Source organism: Thermopirellula anaerolimosa, from assembly GCF_054657335.1.
In genome coordinates this window covers 2,509,537-2,534,997 of sequence record NZ_BAAHYX010000006.1, presented here as the reverse complement: position 1 = coordinate 2,534,997, position 25,461 = coordinate 2,509,537, and the positions used below count along the sequence as shown (strand labels likewise).

The 25,461-nt window shown below is 64.2% G+C and carries 14 protein-coding genes; 13 read left to right on the top strand and 1 reads right to left on the bottom strand.

Annotated features, from left to right (window positions below; all coding sequences use genetic code 11):
* Positions 1 to 42 precede the first annotated feature (42 nt).
* From ACYQ6J_RS15145 to ACYQ6J_RS15110, 8 genes are all read left to right on the top strand, one after another.
* Entirely contained in the window at positions 43 to 1,371 is a 1,329-nt protein-coding gene (locus tag ACYQ6J_RS15145; RefSeq protein WP_460185025.1) for an MFS transporter, read from the top strand.
* Between the two features lie 362 nt (positions 1,372 to 1,733).
* Positions 1,734 to 2,174 (top strand): phosphoribosyl-AMP cyclohydrolase, encoded by a 441-nt coding sequence (gene hisI / locus ACYQ6J_RS15140; protein ID WP_460185024.1) that lies wholly within the window; start codon positions 1,734 to 1,736, stop codon positions 2,172 to 2,174.
* A 126-nt stretch (positions 2,175 to 2,300) separates the two neighbouring features.
* Positions 2,301 to 3,179, top strand: a complete 879-nt coding sequence (gene hisG / locus ACYQ6J_RS15135; RefSeq protein ID WP_460185023.1) for an ATP phosphoribosyltransferase — start codon at positions 2,301 to 2,303, stop codon at positions 3,177 to 3,179.
* Between the two features lie 96 nt (positions 3,180 to 3,275).
* Entirely contained in the window at positions 3,276 to 3,773 is a 498-nt protein-coding gene (locus tag ACYQ6J_RS15130) for a RidA family protein (protein ID WP_460185022.1), read from the top strand.
* A gap of 21 nt (positions 3,774 to 3,794) precedes the next feature.
* On the top strand, positions 3,795 to 4,484 hold the full coding sequence (locus tag ACYQ6J_RS15125; RefSeq protein WP_460185021.1) for a response regulator: 690 nt from the start codon (positions 3,795 to 3,797) through the stop codon (positions 4,482 to 4,484).
* Between the two features lie 400 nt (positions 4,485 to 4,884).
* Positions 4,885 to 11,148 carry an alpha-2-macroglobulin family protein gene (locus ACYQ6J_RS15120; RefSeq protein ID WP_460185020.1) on the top strand — a complete coding sequence of 2,088 codons (6,264 nt, stop codon included), beginning with the start codon at positions 4,885 to 4,887 and terminating at the stop codon, positions 11,146 to 11,148.
* Positions 11,149 to 11,426: 278 nt separating this feature from the next.
* Positions 11,427 to 12,218, top strand: a complete 792-nt coding sequence (locus ACYQ6J_RS15115; protein WP_460185019.1) for a 3-keto-disaccharide hydrolase — start codon at positions 11,427 to 11,429, stop codon at positions 12,216 to 12,218.
* 278 nt (positions 12,219 to 12,496) lie between these two features.
* Entirely contained in the window at positions 12,497 to 12,838 is a 342-nt protein-coding gene (locus ACYQ6J_RS15110; RefSeq protein WP_460185018.1) for a hypothetical protein, read from the top strand.
* Between the two features lie 59 nt (positions 12,839 to 12,897).
* On the opposite strand, the gene ACYQ6J_RS15105 is transcribed toward ACYQ6J_RS15110, so the two are convergent.
* A complete protein-coding gene (locus ACYQ6J_RS15105; RefSeq protein ID WP_460185017.1) occupies positions 12,898 to 17,412 on the bottom strand; it encodes a C25 family cysteine peptidase in 4,515 nt (1,504 codons plus the stop codon).
* 500 nt (positions 17,413 to 17,912) lie between these two features.
* On the opposite strand from ACYQ6J_RS15105, the gene ACYQ6J_RS15100 reads away from it, so the two are divergent.
* From ACYQ6J_RS15100 to ACYQ6J_RS15080, 5 genes are all read left to right on the top strand, one after another.
* A complete protein-coding gene (locus ACYQ6J_RS15100; protein ID WP_460185016.1) occupies positions 17,913 to 19,826 on the top strand; it encodes a hypothetical protein in 1,914 nt (637 codons plus the stop codon).
* Positions 19,827 to 20,473: 647 nt separating this feature from the next.
* Positions 20,474 to 21,100: a PEP-CTERM sorting domain-containing protein gene (locus ACYQ6J_RS15095; RefSeq protein ID WP_460185015.1), complete on the top strand. Its 627-nt coding sequence runs from the start codon at positions 20,474 to 20,476 to the stop codon at positions 21,098 to 21,100.
* A 607-nt stretch (positions 21,101 to 21,707) separates the two neighbouring features.
* Positions 21,708 to 22,697, top strand: a complete 990-nt coding sequence (locus ACYQ6J_RS15090; RefSeq protein WP_460185014.1) for an alpha/beta hydrolase fold domain-containing protein — start codon at positions 21,708 to 21,710, stop codon at positions 22,695 to 22,697.
* 98 nt (positions 22,698 to 22,795) lie between these two features.
* Positions 22,796 to 24,067: a glycoside hydrolase family 62 protein gene (locus tag ACYQ6J_RS15085; RefSeq protein ID WP_460185013.1), complete on the top strand. Its 1,272-nt coding sequence runs from the start codon at positions 22,796 to 22,798 to the stop codon at positions 24,065 to 24,067.
* A gap of 590 nt (positions 24,068 to 24,657) precedes the next feature.
* Positions 24,658 to 25,389: an N-acyl amino acid synthase FeeM domain-containing protein gene (locus ACYQ6J_RS15080; RefSeq protein ID WP_460185012.1), complete on the top strand. Its 732-nt coding sequence runs from the start codon at positions 24,658 to 24,660 to the stop codon at positions 25,387 to 25,389.
* Positions 25,390 to 25,461: the final 72 nt, after the last annotated feature.

The following is a 25,461-nucleotide window of genomic DNA, read 5'->3' as shown; positions in this document are numbered from 1 at the left end:
TCGGGAGCGGCAGTCTGCGGACCCGGGCGATAGAATACCGGCATGGATGCGCGACCCGAATCCCCGCCTCAACCCTGCCGCACGATGGTCGAAGCGGACCGTCCGCCGTCGTCCGACCCCCGCCGCAACTTGGCGCTGTTGGCGGTCCACCAGATACTGTTTCGGGTAGGCTGGCTGTTCAAGACCGAGAGCGTCGTCATCCCCGGTTTCCTGGACTATTTGGCAGGTCCCGGGGCGGGATGGTTGCGGGGGTTCCTGCCCGTCCTCAGTCGTGTGGGGCAAGGGGCGTTCCCGTTGCTCTTTGCGCACCGACTGGAACGCTCCCGGCATGCGTCCCTGCTCTTGGGCGTCGCCACGATGCTGCTGGTCGGGCCAATGCTCTTTTTTTCGGCTTTGGCCCTGCTGGGAAAGAGCACGCCCGGCGGCGCGGCGCTCGCCTTTCTGGGGGCGTACTTCGTGTTCTCGTGCCTCTACGGCGTGTACCAGTTGGCCTTCGGGGTGGTGCAGGGCCGACTCGTGCCCCCCGATCGCCGCGGTCGCCTGCTCAGCCTGTCCACGTTCTGGGGCACGGTGCCCGCCGTACTCATGGCGATCTGGCTGCTTCCCGGTCGATTGGATATCGCCGACCCGCGCTATGACGAGGTTTTCTTCGCGGGAGGCTTGTTCTTGGGGCTTTCGAGCCTGGTTTGCTTCGCCCTGCCGCGGGGAGCGGCCCGGGGACTCCAGGCGACCGAATCGCCCCCCAGGCACGGCGTGTGGCGTCTGCTGCGAAATCGCGGTCCGCTGCGATGGCTGTTGGCTTCGACGCTGGCGTACAGCGTCGCCCTAATCTTGATCCCCCATTACCAGGCCTTTGCGCGCGACCACCTGCAACTGGGAAACGCCCAGCGCGGCGGTTGGATCATCACGCAAAGCGTCAGCGTGGGACTGTTCAGCGTGCTGGTAGGCTGGTTGGCCGACCGCCGCGGCAATCGCGCGACGTTGTGCGGTTTGATTTTGGTCTCGGCCTTGTCGCCGATTTGGGCCGGCGCCTTGCCCCTGATGCCGGAAGGCTGGGCGGCCAAGGTGTTTTGGATCACCTTCGTCACATTGGGGCTGACCACCTTGGTCCCGCGCGTGGCCGGCAACTTCGCCTTGGAACTGGTCTCGCCGGAGGAGTACTCCCAGGCCACGGCGATCGTTCAGATGGGCTACACGCTGCCGCTGGCCGCCTCCCCGCTGGTAGGCTGGGTGATCGACCGCGTCGGTTTTGAACCGGTCTGCTGGTCGGCCTCGGCGGTGATCGTCCTTTCGGCGGGCTTGCTGCTTTTCGTCCCGGAGCCGCGCGTCGAACGCCGGCTTCCCTCCCGGGTGGTGGGTTACGACGAGTGACACTCGGCGACCCAAACCGCGAAGCCGCAGGGGGCGTCGATCTCGCGGCGACGGGGCGGAGTGTCCTTTTCGCCGCGCAACCTCCGACAATACCCCATTTTCGCCAAACCTCCTCCCGCCTGCGCAGTATTCATCGACGCAGGGGCCTTCGGCGGCTAAAATAGGATTTCCCCGGAATCGCGCTTCTTGGCGCGCCTTTTCGGCGCGAATTGTGCATCGCCGGCTTGACCGGTGCGGTCGCGTGCCATACAAGGCGAACCCGGCGGCGACCGAGGCCGTCTGGAAGAACTCGCAAACCATACCATAGGGAACGATTCTCTGAGGACGATCCTGAGAAACCCAAAAGCAAGTGAGGAACCGTAATGAGTGAGGCGACGTCGCGCCCGACGGCATCGGAAAACGCCGCGCCCGCGGTCGGCGAAGGGCCGGACTTCAGCAAGGGCGGCGGGATTCTGCCCGCCATCGCCCAAGACGCCGAAACCGGCGAGGTGCTAATGCTGGCGTTCATGAACGCCGAGAGCTACGCGGAGACCTTGGCCACCGGTCGGGCCGTCTATTTCAGCCGCAGTCGCAACCGATTGTGGCGGAAGGGCGAGGAAAGCGGAAACGTCCAACACGTCCGCGAGATTCGCATCGACTGCGACCGTGACGCCATTCTGTTGAAGGTGGAACAGGTGGGCGGCGCGGCCTGCCATACCGGCCACCGCTCCTGCTTTTACCGCCGGGTGACGGAGCACGGGCTGGAGGTGGTGGGAACGCCCGTCTTCGATCCCGAACAAGTGTACGGCAAAAAAGGCGGTTGATTCGCTCGCTCCGAACGGGGCCAAGCGGGGGCGGCCTTGAAAGTGTCGCCTCGCGACCCGCCGGGCGTGCGGCGGTCATCCGATCCGAAATTTAAGTCCATCCTTGTCCATACGGAATCGTTTGTCATGTCACAATCAGTGTTACGATTGGGTTTGCCCGCCGGAAGCCTGCAAGAGGCCACGGCGGACCTGTTTCGCCGGGCCGGTTACAAGATCACCTACACGTCGCGGAGCTACTACCCGTATATCGACGACGAAGAGATCGAGTGCGTCTTGATCCGCGCCCAGGAAATGGCCCGGTACGTCGAAGACGGGGCCTTGGACGCCGGGCTGACCGGCTACGACTGGGTCGTGGAGACGGGGGCGGAGGTGGTGGAGGTGGCGGAGTTGGTCTTCTCCAAAGTAAGCCGCCGACCCGTCCGCTGGGTTTTGTGCGTGCCCGAGGATTCGCCCGTCCGGTCCGTCAAGGACTTGGAGGGCAAGCGGATCGCCACGGAGGCGGTGGGTATCACGCAGCGGTACCTGGCCCGCCACGGCGTCAGCGCCAAGGTCGAGTTCAGTTGGGGGGCGACCGAGGTCAAACCGCCCAAGTTGGCCGACGCCATCGTCGAGGTCACCGAGACCGGCAGTTCCCTCCGCGCCAACAACCTACGCATCGTGGACGAGGTGCTGGTCAGCACGACGCGATTCATCGCCAATAAGCAGTCTTGGCAAGACCCCTGGAAGCGCGGCAAGATCGAGGATATCGTGCTGATGCTGCGGGGGGCGATGGCCGCCGAGGGCAAGGTCAGCCTGATGATGAACGTACCCCGGGCAAGATTGGAAGAGGTGTTGGGCTTTCTTCCGGCTTTGCAAAAGCCGACCGTGGCCGACTTGGCCGACCCCGATTGGGTGGCCGTCATCACGGTCTGCGACGAATCGTTCGTGCGGTGCGTGATTCCGCGACTGAAAGCGGCGGGGGCGACCGGCATCGTGGAGCAACCGGTCACCAAACTGATCGACTAAGCCCGCCTTCGCCTGGCCGCGGCGGCGGGAGCGCCCCGTCTCCTCTCGAAAGGACGACCCGCGACATCACTGCGACGGAAAGGGAGTCGGTTCACGATGACGCCCGAACAGCGCCTGCAAGAATTCCTCAAGACCGTGAATGCGGTCATGCCGCCCACCCCGGAACCGAAAGGGCTATACCGGCCCGTGGTCGCCGCCGGGGGTCTGCTTTTCACCTCCGGACACCTCCCCATCGACGAGCAGGGGCGCTTGGTTCAGGGGACCGTGGGCGGCGATTTGAGCGAGGAGGAGGGGCGCCGCGCGGCGCTTTTGGCGGGTTTGGGAATCCTGGCGTCGGTTCGGGCGGCATTGGGAGGCCTGGACCGCGTCCGCCGCGTCGTCAAGCTCACCGGCTTGGTGCGGTCCGCGCCGGAGTTCGGCGGCCAACCCCGGATCATCAATGCGTGCAGCGAACTCTTGGCCGCGGTCTTCGGCGAAGACGGCGGCGTCGGTGCGCGGACCGCTTGCGGAACCAATGCCTTGCCTCTCAACGCCGCCGTCGAGATCGAGGCGATCTTCGAGTTGCGGGACGCCGCTTCCAGGGACGGGCAATGACCTTCCACTTGGAAAACGGTCATGCGTGACGATCAAATCCTGGTGGTCGAAGACGACCCGCGGATTCAAGAGCTATTGCAGTACAACCTGAAAAAGGAAGGGTTTTCCGTCCTTCCCGCCAACTCCGCCGAGCAGGCGCTTCAGACCTTGGAGCGGACCTCGCCGCAATTGGTCCTGCTGGACTTGATGCTGCCGGGCATGGACGGGCTGACGCTCTGTCGCCGCTTGAAAAGCGAGCCGCAGTGGCGCAGCATCCCCATCATCATGCTGACGGCGCGACGGGAAGAGGCCGACGTGGTCGCCGGGCTGGAGTTGGGTGCCGACGATTATCTGCCCAAACCGTTCAGCGTGCGGGTCCTTTTGGCCCGGATCCGCGCCGTGCTCCGCCGCGCCGGGGAAGAACCCGCCCCGACCGATGACGGCGTCATCCACGTCCGCGAAATCACGGTGAATCGCGAGCGGCACGCCGTGACGGTCAGCGGCAAACCGGTCGTGCTGACGCCCATGGAATTCCGCGTGCTGGCGATCCTGGTCTCCAAACCGGGCAAGGTCTTCACCCGGGCGGAAATCGCCGATGCCGCGCACCACGAGGAAAACGTGGTCACGGATCGGGCGGTCGATGTTCAAATCGCCGCCCTCCGCCGCAAATTGGGCAGTGCGGGACGATACATCGAAACGGTCCGCGGCGTGGGCTATCGCTTCCAGGTATAGGCCGTCCGGCGGGGTCGGGCGTTACTCGCCTCATTCTCCCTACACGCCGCGTCTTCGACGCCGCGGTCGAGGTCCCGCACACTCTCTTGCCGGCGGCTTCCGGAACTTTCGCCCCATCCACGGCGTCTGTAGTGTTGAACGCCGACGGCGGCGGAGGTTTCCGCCCGGCGTGATGCACCGCGTCCGAAACGCGCCGGTTACCCTGCGGAACAAACCGCAGGTTCGGCGCGGGGTGCTTGACGCGCACGGGGAATCGTGGTTAAGAAGACATCACTGCTCATCTTGCCCGTTTCACGATTCTTCGGCGCTGAGAGGCGGATCGTCGTTTTCGGCATCAAAACGCTTTCAGTCAAGGATGTGTCTCCCTCAGTGTTTCCTCTTGGGACGGAGGTTCCGGTCCATGGCTCCATCCGGCATGTCTCGTAGCGGCAAGGTCGTGGTACTTACGGCGGCGGTTCTGATGGGCGGCGCCATTCTGCCCTGGCTGTTCCGCCCCGCCCTTCTGAAGACGGGCCTCGCCGCCGGTTGGGTGACGACGCTCTTCGGGGAAGATGACGCGATGAGCGAGAAAGCGCAGCGGGTCAAAGCGATGCAGTTATTGCAGGAAGGGAACTACCGCGAGGCCTACGACATCTTCCAGCGCCTGCTGACCGCCCCCGCCCAGGACGCCCGCGCCGTGTGCCAGGACCTCCCGGCGGCATGGCAGTGCCTGGCCCAACTGAATCGCATGCACGAGATCGACGCCCTGATCGAGAAGAGCGTCGATGCCCAAGCGGAGAATTGGCGATTCCTGGCTGCCGCGGCGGAATTGTACCGGCAACTGCCGCACCAGGGGTTTCTGATTGCCGGAGAGTATCGGCGCGGGCCGCATCGGGGCGGCGGCGAAGTCGCCAACTCCTACCAAAGGGACCGCGTCCGCGCCCTGCAATTGATGCGGCAAGCGATGCCCCTGGCCGACCGCGACGACAATCGCGGCGAGGCGGCACGCTTCTATCTGCAATTCGCCCAAATGTGGCTGGAAGGGGCGGGCGGAGTGGAAGCCTGGCGACTCGGCGCGCTGACCGATCTGGAGACGCTGCCCGACTACGAATCAGGCTGGGGTTATTGGGGCCAAACCCGCGGCGCCCCCGTCGATCCCGACGGCAAGCCGATCTTCTACACCGTGCCCAAGACGTTCGCCGAGGCCGCCAACGATGGGCAGCGTTGGCGCTGGTGCCTGACCCAGGCCAAGGAATTCGATCCCTCGCTCGCCGATCCAATCGACTTCCAATTCGCCGACTTTCTGTGGTCGCAATTCGGCGTGCAGACGATGGCCGACTACGGTTGGTTCTTCGCCCGACTGGAATCGGAGGAGAAGCCCTCGGGCGAGGCGGGGACCTGGGCGCTGCATCTGTTGAGCGAAGACGAGACCATGGCCCGGTTGGCCGACGGCGTCAAACGCTTCCCTCTGCCCGAGGAATTCAACTACATCCGCATTTGGCGCCGCTTGGCCGACAAGGAGGGCGGACTGCAAGTGCAGGCCCTGGATCGACTCGCCGGCGTCTTCGAGAATCGCCGCCAGTATCCCAAGGCCGCCGAGATGCTGAAGCGCGCCGTGAGCCTGACCCAGGGCGACCTCCAACGAAGCTATCGTGACAGGCTCGACCAGATCGTGGGGAATTGGGGACGCTTCGAACCGGTGGGGACGCAACCCGCCGGACGCGGCGCCACCGTCGAGTATCGCTTCCGCAACGGGAAAAAAGTCACCTTCACCGCCCACGAAATCCTCCTCGACAAACTGTTGGGCGACGTCAAGGCCTATCTCAAATCCTCGCCCGCCGAATTGGATTGGGAAAAGTTCGATATTTCGAACCTCGGCTATCGCCTGGTCGAGAAGTCGCAGACGCGCTACCTGGGAGCGCAGGCCGCGCAGTGGTCGATGGAATTGAAGCCGCGACCCGACCATTTCGACGACCGCGTGACGGTCGCCACCCCCTTGCAGAAGCCCGGCGTGTACCTGCTCCGCGCCGACATGGAAGACGGCAACATGTGCTTCGTGATTCTTTGGGTCGCGGACACGGTGATCGTCAAGAAGCCCTTGGACGGGCGCAAGGTGTGGTTGTACGTCGGCGACGCCGTGACGGGGAAGCCCGTTCCCAAGGCCAACGTCGAGTTCTTCGGTTGGCAGCAGGAGTGGCGGAACAACGCCCCGCGCCCGCGCGTCCTCACCAAGAACTTCGCCGAATTCAGCGACGGCGACGGGCAACTGGTCCTCGATCAAAGCCGGTTGGCGGACAACTACCAATGGCTGATCATCGCCCGCACGCAAGACGGTCGCTTGGCTCACCTGGGATTCACCGGCATCTGGTTCGGCGATCGTTACGACGCCCAGTATCAAGCGGTCAAGACCTACTTGGTGACCGACCGGCCCATCTATCGCCCCGCGCAGAAGATGTTCTACAAGCTGTGGATGCGCCGGGCGCAGTACGACATGCCGGATACGTCGGACTTTGCGGGCAAGAACGTGCTGATTCGCCTGCTGGGTCCCCGCGGCGACAAACTGTGGGAGCGCACGGCCAAGGCCGACGAGTTCGGCGGCGTGGAGGGCGAATGGGAGATTCCGGCGGACGCGGGTTTAGGCGTCTATCAGTTCGCGTTCCAATTGCCGGACGGTCGGAACGTCGGCGGCGGTTCCTTCCGCGTGGAGGAATACAAGAAGCCGGAGTTCGAGGTCACAGTCAAGGCCCCGGATAAGCCGGTCGCCCTGGGTGAAACCATCACCGCCGCCATCGAGGCCCGCTATTACTTCGGTTCGCCCGTCACGGAGGCCAAGGTCAAGTATAAGATCGAGCGGACGGGCTACACGGAGAATTGGTATCCGCCGCGTCCGTTCGATTGGTTGTACGAACCGGGCTATTGGTGGTTCGCGTACGACTACGATTGGTATCCCGGTTGGCGATCGTGGGGATGCGTCCGCCCCAGTCCGTTCTGGTGGCCGCGCAGCCCGCAACCCCCGGAGTTGGTCGCCGAGCAAGAGGTCGCCGTGGGACCGGACGGCAAGGTCGAGGTGAAGATCGACACCGCCCTGGCCAAGCTCCTGCACCCCGACCAGGACCATCGCTACCGGATCACGGCGGAGGTGACCGATCAGTCGCGGCGCACCATCGTGGGCACCGGCGAGGTGATCGTCACGCGGCAACCCTTCAAGGTGTATTTGTGGGTCAACCGGGGCTATTACCGGACGGGCGACGTGGTGGCGGTGGAGGCCTCTGCGCGGACGCCCGACGGTCGCCCCGTCGCGGGCAAGGGCGAATTGACGCTCTACAAGATTCGCTATCAAGACGGCAAGCCCCTCGAGACGGCGGTCCGCGCCTGGGAGATGCCGACCGACGACGAGGGGAGGGCATCGCTGCAAATCCGCGCCGCCGAACCGGGGCAATACCGCCTCGCCTTGAAGGTCAACGACGGCCAAGGGCACGAGATCGAAGGCGGCTACGTCTTCACCATCATCGGCCAAGCCGCGGCGGGCGGAGAAGACTTCCGCTTCAACGAGATCGAACTGATTCCCGACAAGCCGGAGTATCAGCCGGGCGAAACCGTCCAACTCCAGGTCAACACCAATCGCCGCGATTCCACGGTGATGCTCTTCGTGCGGCCCGCCAACGGCGTGTACCTGCCGCCCGTGACGCTGCGACTGGAAGGAAAAACGGCGGTCTTCCCCATCCCTGTGACCATGAAGGACATGCCGAACTTCTTCGTCGAGGCCTTCACCGTCTCCGACGGCAGGCTGTTTAGCGAGGTCCGCGAAATCGTGGTCCCGCCGGAAAAACGGGTGTTCAACGTGGAGGTCCAACCTTCCAAGACCGAATACCTGCCGGGCGAAAACGCCGTCGTGAAACTCAAACTCACGGATTTGGACGGCAAGCCGCTGTCGGGTTCGACCATCGTGGCGATCTACGACAAGTCGGTGGAGTACATTTCGGGCGGGAGCAACGTCCCCGAGATCAAGGCCTTCTTCTGGAAGTGGCGCCGACGCCATAACCCGCAAACCGAGCACTCCTTGGACCGGCAGTCGTGGAACGTGGTCCCCTCGAACAAGCCGGGCATGAACGATCTGGGAGTCTTCGGGGCGGGTGTGGTGGACGAGGTGGCACTGGCGCAGTCGGGCATGGTCGCCGCCAACGGCGCGGTGTTGCGCCGCGGCAGGGCGATGATGGCCTACGGCGGCGGATTCGGCGGAATGGCCGAAGCCAAAGCCATGGGTGCCCCCGCTCCCATGGCGGCAGCCGCCGACGCGGTCGCGACGGAAAAGGCCGCCGCCGATCGCGATGGCTTGGCCGCCGGAGGCGAAGCCGAAACGGCGACCGTGGAACCCGCCGTCCGTTCGGAGTTCGCCGACACCGCGCTGTGGGTCGGCACGCTCAATACGGGCGCCGACGGAACCGCCGAGGTGACGTTGAAGATGCCGGAAAACCTGACCACGTGGCGGGTCAAGGTTTGGGCTATGGGACACGGCACCCGGGTGGGCGAGGCCGCGACCGACGTCGTCACCCGCAAGAACCTCATCCTCCGCCTCCAAGCTCCGCGGTTCTTCGTGCAGACCGACGAGGTCGTGCTCTCCGCCAACGTGCACAACTACCTCCCGTCGGCCAAGTCCGTGGAGGTCCGCTTGCATCTGGAAGGCGGCACGCTGGAGGCCCTGGACGAAACCGTCCGCAAGGTGGAGATACCGGCGGGCGGCGAGGCTCGGGTCGATTGGCGGGTCCGCGTCACCGCCGAGGGCGAAGCCCTGGTCCGCATGGCCGCCCTCACCGACGAAGAGTCGGACGCCATGGAAATGCGGTTCCCCTGCTACGTCCACGGCATGGACAAGATGGTGCCGTTCTCGGGATGGATTCGACCGGACAAGGACGCGTGGCAATTCACGGCCCACGTCCCCGCCGAGCGCCGACCCGAGTCCGCCCGACTGGAGATCCGCTTCTCGCCCACCTTGGCCGGCGCCATGGTCGATGCCCTGCCCTACCTGATCGACTATCCCTACGGGTGCACGGAGCAAACGCTCAACCGCTTCCTGCCCGCCGCCATCACCCAAAAGGTGCTCATCGACCTGGGGCTGGACCTGGATCAAATCCGCGCCAAGCGGACCAACCTCAATGCGCAGGAATTGGGCGACGCCGCGCAACGCGCCGCTCAATGGAAGCGATACGATCGCGAACCGGTCTTCGATCAGGCGGAACTCACCCGCATCGTCAAGGACGGCGTGCAGCGCCTGACCGAGATGCAACTCTCCGACGGCGGTTGGGGTTGGTTCTCCGGTTGGGGCGAATTCTCCTCGCCGCATACCACGGCGGTCGTGGTCCACGGACTGCAAATCGCCCAACAAAACGACGTGGCCGTCGTCCCCGGCGTGCTGGAACGCGGCGTGGCATGGCTCCAAGCCTACCAGCAAAAGCAAATCGTTTGGTTGCAGAACCACGAGAAGGACCTCAAGGACGTGCCGCGCAAGGCCTCCGCCGACAACCTCGACGCCCTCGTCTACATGGTCTTGGCGGACGCCGGTCAATTCGACCCTGAGATGAAACGCTTCCTCTACCGCGACCGCTTGAACATCTCGGTGTACGCGCTGGCGATGTTCGGGCTGGCCCTGGAAAAGGAGGGCGACCGCGAAAAGCTCGACATGGTGCTGCGGAACATCAACCAGTACGTCCGGCAGGACGACGAAAACCAGACCGCCTGGCTCGACATGGGTCAGTGGAGTTGGTGGTATTGGTACGGCAGCGAGATCGAGGCCATGGCCTACTACCTCAAGCTGCTGACCCGCACCAATCCCAAGGGCGAACTGGCGCCGCGCTTGGTGAAGTACCTGCTGAACAACCGCAAGCACGCCACCTACTGGAACTCCACGCGCGACACCGCGCTGGTGGTGGAAGCCTTCGCCGACTACATTCGGGCGTCGGGCGAGGACAAACCGGAGATGACCGTCGAGGTCTATGTGGACGGCACCCTCCGCAAGGCCGTGGAGATCACGCCGCAAAACCTGTTCGCCTTCGACAACACGGTGGTGCTGGCGGGCGAGGAGTTGACCGAGGGCGACCACGCGGTGGAAGTGCGGCGTCGCGGCGGCGGCCCGCTCTACATCAACGCCTACCTCAGCTACTTCTCGCTGGAAGACTTCATCCCGGCGGCGGGACTCGAGATCAAGGTGCAGCGCCGATACTACCGACTGGTCCCCGTCGAAGCGACGGCCCAGGTCGCCGGTTCCCGCGGGCAAGTGATCGATCAACGCGTCGAGAAATACCGCCGCGAAGAGTTGGCCGACTTGGCCGAGGTCCGATCCGGCGACTTGGTCGAAATCGAACTGCTCCTCGAAAGCAAGAACGATTACGAGTACCTGGTCTTCGAGGACATGAAACCGGCGGGATTCGAACCGGTCGATTTGCGGTCGGGATACACTCGCAACGCCTTGGGGGCCTACGTGGAGTTCCGCGATAATCGGGTGGCCTTCTTCTGCCGAAGCCTGGCCCGCGGCACCCACAGCGTGGCCTACCGCATGCGTGCGGAGATTCCCGGCAAGTTCTCGGCCCTGCCCACCCGGGGCTACGGCATGTATGCTCCGGAGTTGCGGGCGAACTCGGACGAGATGAAAATCCGCGTGGTGGACGTGCCGATCGTGCCCGAGAAATAGCCTCGGTCCCGCCCGGGCGAAGACGCCGGGACGTGGCGGGACACCGCCGGCTCACGCCGGCGGCTCCCATGGGGTCTAAATTATTACAATCGGGGAGCCACCAGCGTGAGCTGGTGGTGCCGTGAATCACCCACGCAAATACCTGGAGCCGCCGGCGTGAGCCGGCGGTGAATCCCGGGTAGTGTTATGACACCTCCAGCTTACGCTGGAGGCTCCAAACGCCGTAAACTGGATTCAACGCTGGAGGCTCCATTCGCCGTTTCCAAGGACACGATCGCATGAACCGCTCCCCTTGCTTGGATCCCCATCGCGACCGGAAATCCCCAGCGTGCCATGCCCGGTGGGTTGGGCCGACGGTCGTCGCCCTCGCCGCGGTGCTGATCGTCGGACAAGCCGCCTCGACATCCGCCGCCGAGGACGGTTGGATCGCGCTCTTCGACGGCAGCACCCTGGACGGTTGGACCGTCCAATGCAAGCCCAAAGACGACGACAAGCGCGATTATTGGCGCGTAGAGGACGGAACCATCGCCGCCGTCATCCCCGCCGGCAGCAAACACGACTACATCTGGCTGGTGAGTCGCGACGAATTCGCCGACTTCGAATTGAAGCTGCAAGTTCAAACGACCGCCGACTCGACCGGAAACAGCGGCGTCCAGGTGCGAAGCCGCTACGACGACGCGGCCTACTGGATGGATGGTCCGCAGGTGGACATCAACCCGCCCGGACCTTGGCGAAGCGGTTTCATTTACGACGAGACGCGAGGCGTGCAAGTCTGGTTGTGGCCCGACGTCGGCGCTCCCGCCAACGCCAAGCCGGAACACGCACCCGCCGGATGGAAGTGGACGCACGCGCCGGGCTGGAACGACATCCGCATCGTGTGCCGCGGAACTCGAATCCAAACCTGGGTCAACGGGGTGCCGACGGCGGACTATGACGGCGCCGGGCGCCTGGACGACGAAACGCACGGCCGGCGGAACGTGGGCATGAAGGGGCACATCGCGCTCCAGATTCACCCGGGCGGAACGATGCACATCCGCTTTCGCGAGCTGCTGCTCCGCCCGCTGCCCTGAAACCCCTTTCCCCGGAACCACCCAACGCCGGAAGCATCCGCGACGGCGGCGGCATCCTCCGGGCGCACGACGGACTCCGTGGGGACGGTACCGCGCCTTTCCCTTTTAGGGGGCGTAGCGATTTTCTGGACTATTCGGGGCGTGAGGCCGATTCTGAGTTAAGGGAGCGAATTGCGCGGCCCGGGACGGCTTTCGCCCGCGGCGGCAACGGACGGCGGTCGCCGCCTCCGGGCAAACGTCGGCAAGATGGTGACCTACTCGGAAAGGAATCGCCGAACATGAAACATGCGATGTGGATGATTTTGCTGGTGGTTGGGCTGGGAGTCGCCCAGTCCGCCATGGCCGGGGACCACGGATATCGTTACAGTCGCGGCATCGGCTTGAGCGGTCTGGCCGCGCCGCGCTGCGGTTTCATCTGCGAAAGCTGCGCGCCGGGATCGAACTTCATGCCCGCCGCGCGGGCGCCGATCGGCCTAGGAACGCGGCCTTGGGGAATGGGGATGCATCATGGGGCGATGGTCGATCCCGGTCCGCCGACCGGCGCCATCACCTATCCGTACTACACGGTTCGAGGACCGCGGGACTTCTTCCAGAAATATCCCACCCCCATCGGCCCGTGACGCACGTCACCGCCGAGGTTGAACGATAACCACCAATCCCTCGCACTTGGCCGCGTCGGTCACCGCCACCGACCGGCCAATTCCATTTGCAGGAGCGGCGAAACGACCGACTTGACGTCGTTGCCCGAGGCCGACAGGGCCGATAGGCGCGCCACGGATCGGATTTCGACGCGGGAACCGGGATACTGGATGGCCACGTCTCGGCCGAGCACGCTCAGCACGTCGTTGCCGGCGGAATCCGAGATCACGGCGGAGTCATATCCGCCCTGTTCCATCAGTGCGAAGACGGCGTCGAAGGCCTTGGCGCGGCGATAGGCGCCGCCTCCGGAGACGACGGTTTGATCGTGCCGGGCCGCGACGAGATCGTCGGCGGCGGAACCGTACAGATAGGCCGTATCGCGCCCGCCCGCCGTGGAATAGCCGTGGACGTAATCGAAGAAGCGTGCGACGATTCGGAAGCCCGGCCCCTCCATCGTCGAGACGAGCACGTCGCTGGTGAAGGTGTCGTCGCCCGCCGAATCGCGGAGTTCCGCCGCATCCGTGCCGCCGGAGGCCGTGACGTCGATGGTCGCGACGCCGCGGACGGCGAGGCGATAGCCCGGTCCGGTCAGAATCGCCCAGGTCGGACCCGCGACCAAATGATCGTCGCCCGGCGAGTCGTACAACTCGGCCCGATCGTCGCCGCCGTTCCCCGAAAAAACCGTGTTGGTGAAACCGCCGGCCTGCACGAATTGGGCGGCGTTTTGCAGTTCGAAACCGTTCCAACGCCCGACGAAACGATCCGCGGAGGCGGCGCCCCCGACGTCGGCGAAGTCCGCCCCGCCGCCCCCCACGGCGATCACGTTGCGGAACCCCTTGGCGCGGGCGAAAAAGGCGTCGTTGCGAATACTGACGAACGTGGGTCGCACGACCAGGCGATCGCCGCCCGTCGAACCGCCGAGTTGTGCGACGTCGTTCCCTCCGGACACGGCGTAACCGTGCGTGTACCGAAAGCCCTTGGCGCGGAGATAGAAGTTGGAACCGTAGAGGACGGTTTGTTGCGGGTTGGCGACCAAGCGGTCGTCGCCGGCGGAGTCGTAGAGGTGGGCGACGTCCTCTCCGCCGTTGCGGCTATATCCGTGGATGTAACGGAACCCTTCGGCGCGGAGGCGATAGCCCGGTCCGCTCATCTCTCCCCAACCGGGTCCGGCGAGGAAGGTATCGTTCCCGGTCGAATCGACAAGCTCCGCCGTACCGACTCCGCCGCCCGCTTGGACCGAGGCGTTTTCCACGCCCGCGGCGCGGAGGCTTAGATCGGTCATGGTGACGGTGATCAGGTCGGGCGTCGCGGCGAGTCGCGCGTCGCCGGCGGGGAGTCGCAGGCTCAAGGCGTCGCTACCCGCCAGAACGTCGATTTCCACCGAGAGCGGCGTTCCCGCGGCGTGATCGAAGGCGTATTCGACATCGTTCAACCGCAGCGAGATGCCGTTCTCCAGGCTGAGCATCACGGTATCGTCGCCCGCCGTGCCGTAGACGGCCAACCTGCCCGCCGAATATTGGACCAGGTTGGCCACCGTCAGATCGACGTTGGGCGATTCGGCGGCGACTTCCAGCAGATAGGTTTGCCCGGCCTCGGCCGACCAATCCATCCGCGCGGCGTCCCCGCTCAGCGTTTGCCGGACAAGGACGCTGCGATCGGCCGAGTAAAGCGTGATCTGCGCGGCGCCGGAGGCGGCGGGCGAGGCCAGCACCGTCAAGATGCCGTCGCGCGAAGCCGTCATGCGGTACCACGTGCTGCCCGCGCCGGACGACTGAGTGCGGAGATAATCCACGGTTCCCAATTCCACGACCGGGATATCCGCCCGCGAGGTCAAGAAGTCGACGCCCGTCACCATCTGCCCGACGGCCAAGGCCACCGCGCGGCCTTCCCCGCCCAGCGTGTCGCGATAGCCCTCACCCACCACGTGTCGGACCACGTAATCGCCGGGCGCCAGGCCGTCGAAGGAATACGAACCGTCTTCGCCGGTCACGGCGACCGGTTCATCGCTGCGGAAGGCGACGGCCCAGGAGTTGAGCTTGCCGGTATCCCAGGGCATGGTGTCGCGAATTTCCAACCGCCAGCGACCGTCGGCGCCCGCTCCGCGGAGGATGCCGAGCGGTTGCATGGGCCGAAAGACGCCGGTAAACGGAGCGGCGCCCCCTTGTATGGAAACGGCGGCGTCATCGGAGAACACGGTGTTCGTGAAATCATTGCCGCCGCCGCCGACGCCGCTCGCCAAGAGGACGCGCGTGCCGTCCGGGGCGATCAGCGTGATCTCCAGGTCGGCCGTATAGCTATGCGACAAATTGAGCCGCACCTCCAACCGGTCGATCCGCCCGACGCCCGACACGTCCAGCGTGCTCGTGACGACCCCGTTGTCGATCAAGTTCAGCGCGGTGGACTGTGTATAAACCAGGGGATCGCGGTCGAGGCGTCCGTTGCCGTTGAGATCCAAGTAAACCGTCTGCTGAGCCAGCGGGGATTCGCCCGGGTCGAGGACGCCGTCCCCGTCCAGGTCCTCGAAGACCCTTCCGCGGATGCCCGCCGTCGGCGGAGGCGTCCAATCGCCGGTTTGCAACGTCAGTTCCGGATCGCCGAACAACGTGGCGCTGAAATGGATCCAGCGATACGCGCCGCCGGTCCCTACCCGAAACAGGTTGTCGAGCTTGGAATCGTTTTGGGCGTCGCCCGCGCGGCGAATGCCCTCGTTGAACACGGCATCGAAGAATTCCAGGGCGTAGTCGTGACTGCCCGCCGGGGTGCTGCCCGGGGCGTACCATCCGTACCGCGTGTTCATGACGACGGCGGCGGCACCGGCACGCGACACCACGAACTGCTCGGCGATGGCGATGTCTTGCGTATCGAACGAGCCGGCGTCGCAACCCTGCGAATAGAGAAAGAAGGGGAAGGCATTGCTCAGCGACGCGACGTCGCTGCGGAGCATGCGCGCCACATAAACCGAATTCGCGTGCCCCAAGTGATGCACCAGATTGGGCGAAGTGTTCAATTCCGAGATCAAGTCGGATCGCGTCCAAGCCGAGGTCGCCGTGTCGTACAGCGTATCGACCGTCCAGTCGCCGGGGATGGTGCGGTCGCGGATGACCTCGCTGGAAACGCTGCCGTATGTGATGCCGTCCAGTTGTTCCCCCAGCAGCAAAGCGGCGGTCGCGTTGGGGTGCTGCGTGGTGGCGTAGAGCACCGTCTTGGCGACGAAGTTGCTCGCCTCCGTGAGGTTGCTGACGGGAGCGCGCCCCAGGGCGACGTCCGGCACCAGGTCCACGTCGCCGCCGCCCGTCCCGTCGGTAAATTCCCCCCACAACCCGTCCCCATCTCCGTTCCACGTGCCGTCCAAGCAGGCGTAGTACATGTCGGTCGCCAGGCCGGTATCGACGGTAGAGCCTACCGCCGCGTACACCGCCCGGGCCGGGATGATCTCCTGATCTCCGCCCAGCAACACGTAACGTGTGCCGTGCTGCGCATACGAATCGCGTATGAATTGGCGAATCTTGTCCGGCAGATCGCCGGTCTCCGTGCCCGAGTAGTTCGCCGCGATCCAGTCCGTGGTCACCAGTCGGGTGCTCAGTCCCCGGGCGGCCTTTTCCTGGAGCAGCGGTTGGAACGCCGACGCCAAGTCGCTTCGGGTGATGACGACGTAGTCGTATCGCTCGGCGGGCGTCGTCGCGCTGTAGGCGGCCAGCATCTCGGGATTGACGACGGAACCCGCGATCTGCGTTGCGACGGCGGAATCGCTCACCGGGGCCAAGACGTCCGCGGCGTCGGCGTTCTCCAGTTGCAGTTCCAGCGAGAACGAGTCGTAATACGTCAGCACGCCGCCCTCCGCTTGGAAGAGGACGGGAAAGACGTTGATGACCGCCAACTGATAGCCCGCCAGGCTCTGGTTCGTGAATCGCACCGCGTCCGACACGTCCAGCGACGCGGCGGCCAATTGCGTCCAGTCGGGATCGCCTTGAGAACCGTCGAGCAAGACGGGATTCGGCGCGACCAGAAGCGGCGCGCCCGTCCCCAACACGTGCCCTTCTCCCAGCCCCACCACCCGCACGTCGGTCAACCGCGTCCCTTGCGGCAAAAGGATGTTTTGCGAGGCGACGGGCAACACCGGTTCGCCCGTATTGAACCACGTGTTCGCCCCGGCCAAGGTGACGATCGTACCGGCGCCCAGGCTCTGCAACTCGGGCAGGCCGTCGAAGCGGAATTGCATGGCCGCCGACCAACCGTTGTCGGTCCGCTGAAACCCGGACCACTGCGTTTGCACGGCGGCGGAACTCGTGCCTCCCGCCATCGCCGCCAAGGAATCCTCACCCACAAGCGAGGCAACCGGCACCAGCGACGGCGATACCGACATCATCTGCCGGCATTCGAGCGACTCCACGCGGCAGACCGGGCGACGACGCCGCAAGCGCGCGGCGGACGTCCCGCCGAAAAGCGACCGACCGAACCCGCCGGGCGACCCCGCGTCGCGCGCTTTGCGGTGCGCTCGCGATAAAACGGCCTCGATACCGACACGCGGCGAAGCGATGAGCTTGACAAGTTTCATGGCGCGGCGTCAAAGGTGCGAAAAGACAAGGTGCAAGTGCGCCGACGTACCGCCGCGGCGATGACAACCGACGGCACGCAACGCCCGGGTCGCGGAGGAGGTCGCATGCGGCCCCGCTTCCGCCGACCGACAACGACGAGACACGACTCTTAACGCGAACCATTCGAAAAGAACGGGTTCCGACTTCGACGAGCAGACGCGGGCGAGCGACACAGTCCCACCCGGCATCCACCAAAAATCTAGGTCACGATTCGCCGGGCTTGCGAAAACTTTAGCCGAAGTACCGCATTTCCCCGCGGCGTGCCCCGCGGAAATCGCCGACCGAGCGGATTGCGCGGATCGCTCGGCCAAAAGCGGCTAGACGCTTGACGCCGATCGCACCGCGCGTACGGGGCTTTTCCCCGGCGGCGAGGATGGTATAACGGAACCGAACGCGACACCGGCGGTCCGCCGAGACCAATCGCGAGGGATGAGGAAAAACCGAAACCGGGAGCGCGAGCATGCGTGGATGCAGGGCGACGTTGTTGGCGGCGTTGATTTGGGCGGGCGCGGCGTACGGCGGCGACGCAACGGCGGGGGAACCGGTCCGCTGGATGGCGTTTCACTCCTACAAGCGCGATCTGGCGACGGTTCGCCGATTCGGCGAGTTGGGAATCGATACGGTCACGTGCTTTCCGGCCAACAATCTATCGTCGGTGGGCGTCCCCTATTCCCCTTATCCGCCGGTCTGGCTCGGCCCCAATCTATACGACTTCGACAGCGTCGACCGGCAGTTCGCGGACCTGATCGCCGCCAACCCCGACGCCAAGATCGTCTGCGAGGTCGATCTCAACACGCCCGCCTGGTGGCCGCGCTGGCTGGGCCGCGCCGGAACGCGCGACGACAGTTTCACCAAACTCGGCAAGGTGGCGGGCAGCGAAGAATGGAGGAAGGACACGAGCGCGTTTCTTCGCGCATTCTTGGAGCACGTCGAGTCGCGGTACCGCGACCGCGTCATCGCCTACGTCCTCACTTGCGGCATGACGCTGGAATGGCAGGACTATAGTTGGGGAGAGGAAAGCGTGCCGCGCCGCGCTGCCTGGCGGCGGTGGATGACGGACCGCGGTCGACCCGATCCCGTCGATATCCCCCCGGCCTCCGTGCGCGATCACGTCTCTCACGGCGTGTTCCGCGATCCCGTCGAGGATGCCTTGGCGCTGGACTATTGGCGGTTTCACCACGAGTTGACGGCGGAGACGATCCTCTATTACGCCCGGGCGGCCAAGGAGGCGACCCGGCATCGCGTGCCCATCGGCGTGTATTACGGCTACGTCCTGGAGCACGGGGCGGGCCGACTGTTGCGCGAAGGGCATTTGGCCTTCGACCGCGTGATCGCCTCGCCCGACGTCGATTTCTTCCTCGCCCCCGGTTCCTACAGCGATCGGCAGATCGGCGGCGCGAGCGGGTTCATGGTCTGCCTGGGATCGATCCGCCATCACGGCAAGGGCTTCGTCCACGAAGTCGATCACCGCACCCATACGGCGATGTCGGTCACCCTGCTGGGCCAACCGGTCCCGGGACACCAATCCGGCTTTCCCGACGAACCGAGCACCATCGCCGGGCTGCGGCGGGAATTCGCCCTGGCCTTGACCTCCGGGGCGGCCATGTGGTGGTTCGACATGTTCGGCCGCTGGTACGAAGGCAACGCCGTGCTGCAAGACATCGCCCGCATGAAGAACCTCTGGGACCGCTTCGCCGATCCCGGCGGGTCCGTCGCCCAGGTCGCCGTCATCGTCGATGCGGAGAGCATGTACTACCTGAGCGCCGACGCCCCCTTCTACAACCAACTCTTGTCCGCACAACGGCAAGGACTGGGACGCATCGGCGCGCCCTACGAGGTCTATTCCTTCGCCGATCTGCCGACGCTCGACCTGAAGCGATTCCGACTGGTCCTGTTCCCCAATCTGTTCGTGGTGGACGCCCCGCGCTTGGAATTGCTGCGGCAAAAGGTCTTCGGCGAGAATCGCACCGTGGTTTGGGTGTACGCGCCGGGCATCATCGCGGACGGGAAGTACGATCCGGCGGGCGTGGAACGCTTGACCGGACTGCCCTTCGGAACCGACAAGATCGCCGAGCGCGACATGGGCAACTGGCGCTCCGTGCTGTCGCCGCAACCCAATCTGTCGGGCGAGGTGCTTCGCTCCCTCGCGGAGAAGGCGGGAGTCCACATCTACAGCGAAGCGGGAGAACCGGTGTACGCCACGGATCGGCTAATCGCCTTACACACGGCGACCGGCGGCCCACGACGGATCGTTCTGCCGCGCGAAGTCGCCCGCGTCGTGGAGGTCTTCAGCGATCGCGTGGTCGCCGAGAATGCCCGGGAAATCACGCTGGAACTCCGCTCGCCCGACACGGTGCTGCTGGAACTTCAATGAAAGGCGGTGGCCTGCGTCGCGTCCGGCTCCTACTCGAGGAGGCTCCCGCTCGCGCGTCGTGCCATGCCCATTCTAGCGCCACCAGCGCCTACCGGAGCCACCAGCGTAAGCTGGTGGTGCCCTGAACCAGGCACACAAATACTTGAGCCACCAGCGTGAGCTGGTGGTGCCACCCCGATGGCGCCACGTCACTACCCCGGAGGACTGGACTCTTTTCTCGGTATTACGGCACGAGGAAAACGACAGGGAGGATTTGGTTGACTTTCGCGCTTGTGCGATTAGAATCGCATTTGAGCGATAAGGTCTAGCTGCGGGCAGAGAGGGCAAGAGCTACCACCCGGGGCAAGCCCACCGGTCCAACCCTCCTGCTTTTGCACGTGTTAGTAGTGTTTCGCAATGGGGTCTTCTGAAAGAGGAGAGGCACGATGAGACGAGAAACAGTGCTTTTGGGTGAGCGACCACGATGTGGTGATGTGCCACGCAGTTTGCGACGTGTGGCCTCACTCCTTGCGCTCGCTGCGTTGGTTTGGGCAATCCCAGCATCGCGAGCGTATTGCGATATTATAGTGCGTCCACAACAAATTCCGGTCAGCCCCCCCGTTGGAGTAGACGCTGATGCGCCGTTTGGCTGGGGGAATGGAAGTTGGATGGCCAACGGTTCTACGGTGACGGAACTCTATTTAACGCCCCAGTTGCTTTTTAACCGAAGTATTACGATCGGCGATATCAACTCCGTGAGCTTCTATACAAAGAAAGGGACTACTCACACATTTTCGGCACCGGATTGGTTCTTTACGATTTACACGGAGCCCTTCCCAAACCCAAATTCCTGGTATGGATATCGCATTAATTCCGAGCCCTATTTTTCAGAGAATCTCAACGATCCTGCAGATCAATGGAACCTTTGGAGTTCTGATCAAGGCGACAATTGGTTACGATTCTTCGTTTCTGCAAAGAACGGCGTTAACATCTCAAACGGAGCTTATACTGACCCACACCTCGACAATTTCAAATTATTGACAAGCGACCGGGACTTCGGTCTAACCATGGCGGATGAGCCCGTCAAGTATTTGCGATTCGCGACAGCCACAGGCTGGGCTAACGGGTTCTACGGGCAAATTGATGGAATAACTATTTCACTCACTGATGGTACTGTAGCGAGGGTTAATTTAGAGCCCGTGCCGGAACCGGCGTCCATGGTCGCCTTGGGCGGATTGGGGCTGGTCGGCGCCGGCTGGGGATTCGTCCGACGTCGTAAGCGAGCCAAGGCGTGATTCCCAGCGACCCCGCGGCGTACTTCCTGCGATAGCCGCCGATAGCCGCGCGGGACTCCATCTCGCATGAAACTCGGAAGCGCGTGGGACCAGGCCCCACGCGCTTCTTTGCATTTCGCGTTGTAGCGGCTCACGCCGTGAGCGATTCATCCACCTCGGGCTGACGCCCGAGGCTCTTGTTTTTTAGCCGCTTTCGACATCGCAGGCCGCGACCACCGCTAGCTTACGCTAGCGGCTCTTTCCCCTTGAGCCACCAGCGTAAGCTGGTGGTGATGGCGCTAGTGATGACGTGAAACTGGAGCCACCAGCGTAAGCTGGTGGTGATGCGAAGCCTGGAGCCACCAGCGTGAGCTGGTGGTGAATCCTGGGTCGTGTTATAACACCTCCAGCTTACGCTGGAGGCTCTTGTTTTGATATTGCAATCCACCACCTCGGGTTGACGCCAAGTCCAGAACGTTTTCGGCGACTCTTGCACGCCCGACGGCGGCCGAATATGCTGTCGGCTGCGCCGTGACGGACGTCAACGCGCCGTGCAAATTGATTGCTCGGCGATCGTCACAGGCCGAACCATCCCATCCTCCATTCCGCTTTTTTGGAGCGAGTTGCCATGGTAGCACGCGGTCGTCGGCCAAGCCTGTTCGGAGTCCGTTGGATCGCCGTTCTTGCGAGCATTGCAATTCCCTGGACGGCGGGCGGCCTATGCCGCGGTGAGGCCCCGCCCCCGCGAGTCCCGGACTCCATCGAGGCCCATTGGGATGTCCCTTACGCCGAGACGGATCATCCGCGCCAGCGTCTGGACCTGCTGTTGCCCAAGGCCCGATCCGCGGACAAGCCCCTGCCGGTGATCGTGGCGGTGCACGGCGGGGCCTGGATGGGCGGCGACAAGCGATCCGGGATCGGGTTCCTGGTGCCGCTTGTGGCGTCGGGGAAGTATGCAGGCGCTAGCATCGGCTATCGTTTGAGCCAAGACGCGATTTGGCCCGCCCAAATCCACGACTGCAAGGCCGCCCTCCGCTGGTTGCGCGGCAACGCACGCCGGTACGACCTCGACCCCGACCGTATCGGCGTGATCGGCTTTTCGGCAGGTGGACACCTGGTCGCCATGCTGGGCACGGCGGCCGACGTGCGCGAGTTGGAGGGCGATCTGGGCAAATTCACCGATCAAAGCAGTCGCGTCGCCTGCGTGGTCGATTTCTTCGGACCGACCAATTTCCTCACGATCGGCGATTATCCGAGCCAAATCAAGCATTACGCCGACGACGCGCCGGAGGCGCTCCTGTTGGGCAGCGCGATCAAGGCCGACGAGGCCAAGGCCCGGCAGGCCTCGCCCATCACGTTCGTCACTCCGGACGACGCCCCGTTCTTGATCGTCCACGGCACGGAAGACCCCCTGGTACCGCTTCCGCAGTCCGAAGAGTTTCGGGACGCGCTCCGCAAGGCGGGCGTGCCGGTCGCCTTGATCACGGTCCAAGACGGCAGTCACGGCGGTTTCCGCAACCCCGTCATCGAGCGTCAAGTCCGCGATTTCTTCGCCGCGCACTTGCTGGGCGAAAAGGCCGATTTCCAAGACCTGACCGTCCCCAACACCGCACCGTAGCCGAATTCCCCGCCGTCGCCGACTCCCGCGCGGAGAACGTCGAAACCGGATCGACCGATGCACCCTCGCCGTCGGTGCGGTCGCCGGCGGAGTGTTGCTTGCGTTGCGGAACCTTGATGCCGCCGCCGCTCGGCTTGGGCGAACTTCCCATCGCCCGACCGAACGGGAAGTCGCTGCGGAAGCAATTGCTCGGCGAAGGCGGTTACCTCAGTCCATCAGGAATCGGGAGGCAAAAGACCATGAGACGCACGTTCCTTCGCACGGTTCGAGTTGCCGCAACGTATGCACGTCCAACCATCCTCATCATCGCGGCGATCGGGGTAGCGGCGGGGATGCTCGCGGAGCCGGGCGTCGCGGCGGTCCCGGAGACGACGGAGGAGGGGCAAACCATCCGCGAGGCGGCACCGCCTGCGCTGCCGTTCCCAGGCTTCCAACGCGGCGATTTCCGCTGGAAGATCACTCCGCCCGTGGTGGAGCGTCCGCCCGACGACGCCGAAACCGCCTATTACTCCATCAAGGACCCCAGCGTGGTCTTCTTCGGCGATCGGTGGCACCTGTTCTGCACCATTCGGGCAAAGCCGCGAACGCACCAGGTGGAGTACCTTTCGCTGCGGGATTGGCGCGATCCCAAACCGCAACGGGCGTTCCCCGACATCGTCGAGGGTTACTACTGCGCGCCGCAGGTCTTCTACTTTCGCCCGCAGGGCAAATGGTATCTGCTCTATCAGACGGTGATCCCCGACCGCAAACCGCAACTTCAGCCCGCCTTTTCCACGAACGATCGCGTGGATGCGCCGTCGGCTTGGTCCCCGCCGCAACCGCTGTTCGAGACCTCGCCCGACAACGTGGAACGCTGGATCGACTTTTGGATCATCTGCGACGACGAAAAGGCGTATCTGTTCTTCACGTCGTTGGACGGTCGATTCTGGCGGGCATCCACGCGGTTGGAAGACTTTCCCGGGGGTTGGAGTCGGCCCGCAGTCGCACTTCAGGCCGACATCTTCGAGGCCGCCCACGTCTATCGCCTCCAAGGGGCCGAGGCCTATTTGGCCCTCATCGAAGCGCAGGCGGGCAGGCGGCGCTACTACAAGGCATACGTGAGCGATACTCTGGACGGGCGATGGCATCCCTTGGCCGCCGAACGCGATCACCCCTTCCTGGGCGCGGAAAACGTCGCGTTCGAAGACCGGCCTTGGTGCCAATCGTTCAGCCACGGCGAACTGCTGAGGTCCGGCTACGACGAACGCATGGAGGTGGACGCCCGAGACGGCTTGACCATGCTCTTCCAAGGCGTCAGCGACGCGGAGATGGCGGGCAAGACCTACGGCGAGATACCGTGGCGCTTGGGATTGGCGGTGCAGCAACCGTAACCGGCCCCCCTGCCCGATTCGTCAGTTCCATGCCCCCCTAGCAAGGGATATTTCTGTTCGCGGACAACACGTGCTTCCATGCGCCCGTGCCAACCGCCGCGGCGGTTTGGCGATTCCGGCTTCGCGATGCGACGACCGGGCTTGTAGTCACTTCGCGGGAGAGGACCGGCCCAAATTGCGCCGTCTCGCACTTTTTCCGGCCGGAATATAACCCATTTGGGCGGATGCGTCTTTACCAGCGGCCCAAAACACGCAAAACGCTTTACTTCGCCCAACTCTTTTGACAAACTAGTTTCTCAAGCTACGCTTAAAGTGTAACAGCTTTTCGTCGTAGTCGGCCCTATCGAGATCCGACTCAGAGGAAATCGGTTTCGGCGGACCGTCGCGCCACCGTGCTTTTCCGGGCGCAGTCTCGTCGGGTCAGGGCCGGGTGAGGGGGTCCCCCCCGGAATGCCCCTGCCGCATGCCGGAGTTTTTGGGAACCTCTCGCGGGGCTTTTCCGCGTTGGCCGATGAGTTCAGTAATGCTCCTTTGCCGGAGAGGGAGGCCTTTTGCTTTCCCGCAACGGCACCTTTTCGAGCGGAAGCCTGATGACGCGATACCGATTAGCCGCTACTCTGGAAGAGCGTCTGGCCGCCCTGCGACTCGTGCACAATGCGTATGTGCGGGCGGGGTTGATCGAACCGAACGCACACGGCGTTCGAGCCACCCCCTATCATTTGCTATCCACCACGAACATTTTCGTGGCGGAATGCGAATGCCGCCGAATCATCTCGACCATGAGCCTGGTCGGCGATGGGGAGCTGGGCCTGCCCATGGAAACCGTCTACGCCCCCGAAATCGCGCAGCGGCGGAGGGACGGCAAGCTGATGGCCGAGGTCTCGTGCCTCGCCGCCGATCCTGCTCAGGTGGGCTGCGGCATGGAAGTCTTCATCCATCTGTGCCGTTTGATGACGGTTTTCGCCATTTGGCGCGGGTACGACGAGTTGGTCATCGCCGTGCATCCCCGGCATGCCAAGTTCTATCAAAGGATGCTGGCCTTCCGGACGTTCGGCGAGTTGCGGGAATATCCCAGCGTCAAAGACCATCCCGCCGTAGCGCTGTACTTGGACCTGCACAACATGCAGCGATTGCCGGCCAAACTGTACCGCTTTCTCCTCGATTCGCCGTATCGCCCGGAGGACTTCCGCGCGCCTCGCCTCAGCGAGCATGAATACCGCCTCTTGGAGGAGTGCGTGGATACGGAAAGCTATCCGCTCCCCTCTCTCGGCATGTTCGAGTCGGGCGTCAAGGCCGAGCCCAACGAAATCCTCGTCGCGTAGAACGGTCTTTGCGATTCGCGCCTCGGGGTAGCGCCGACCGCGGTTCCGCCGTTGTTCGACGCCGTGAGCTAA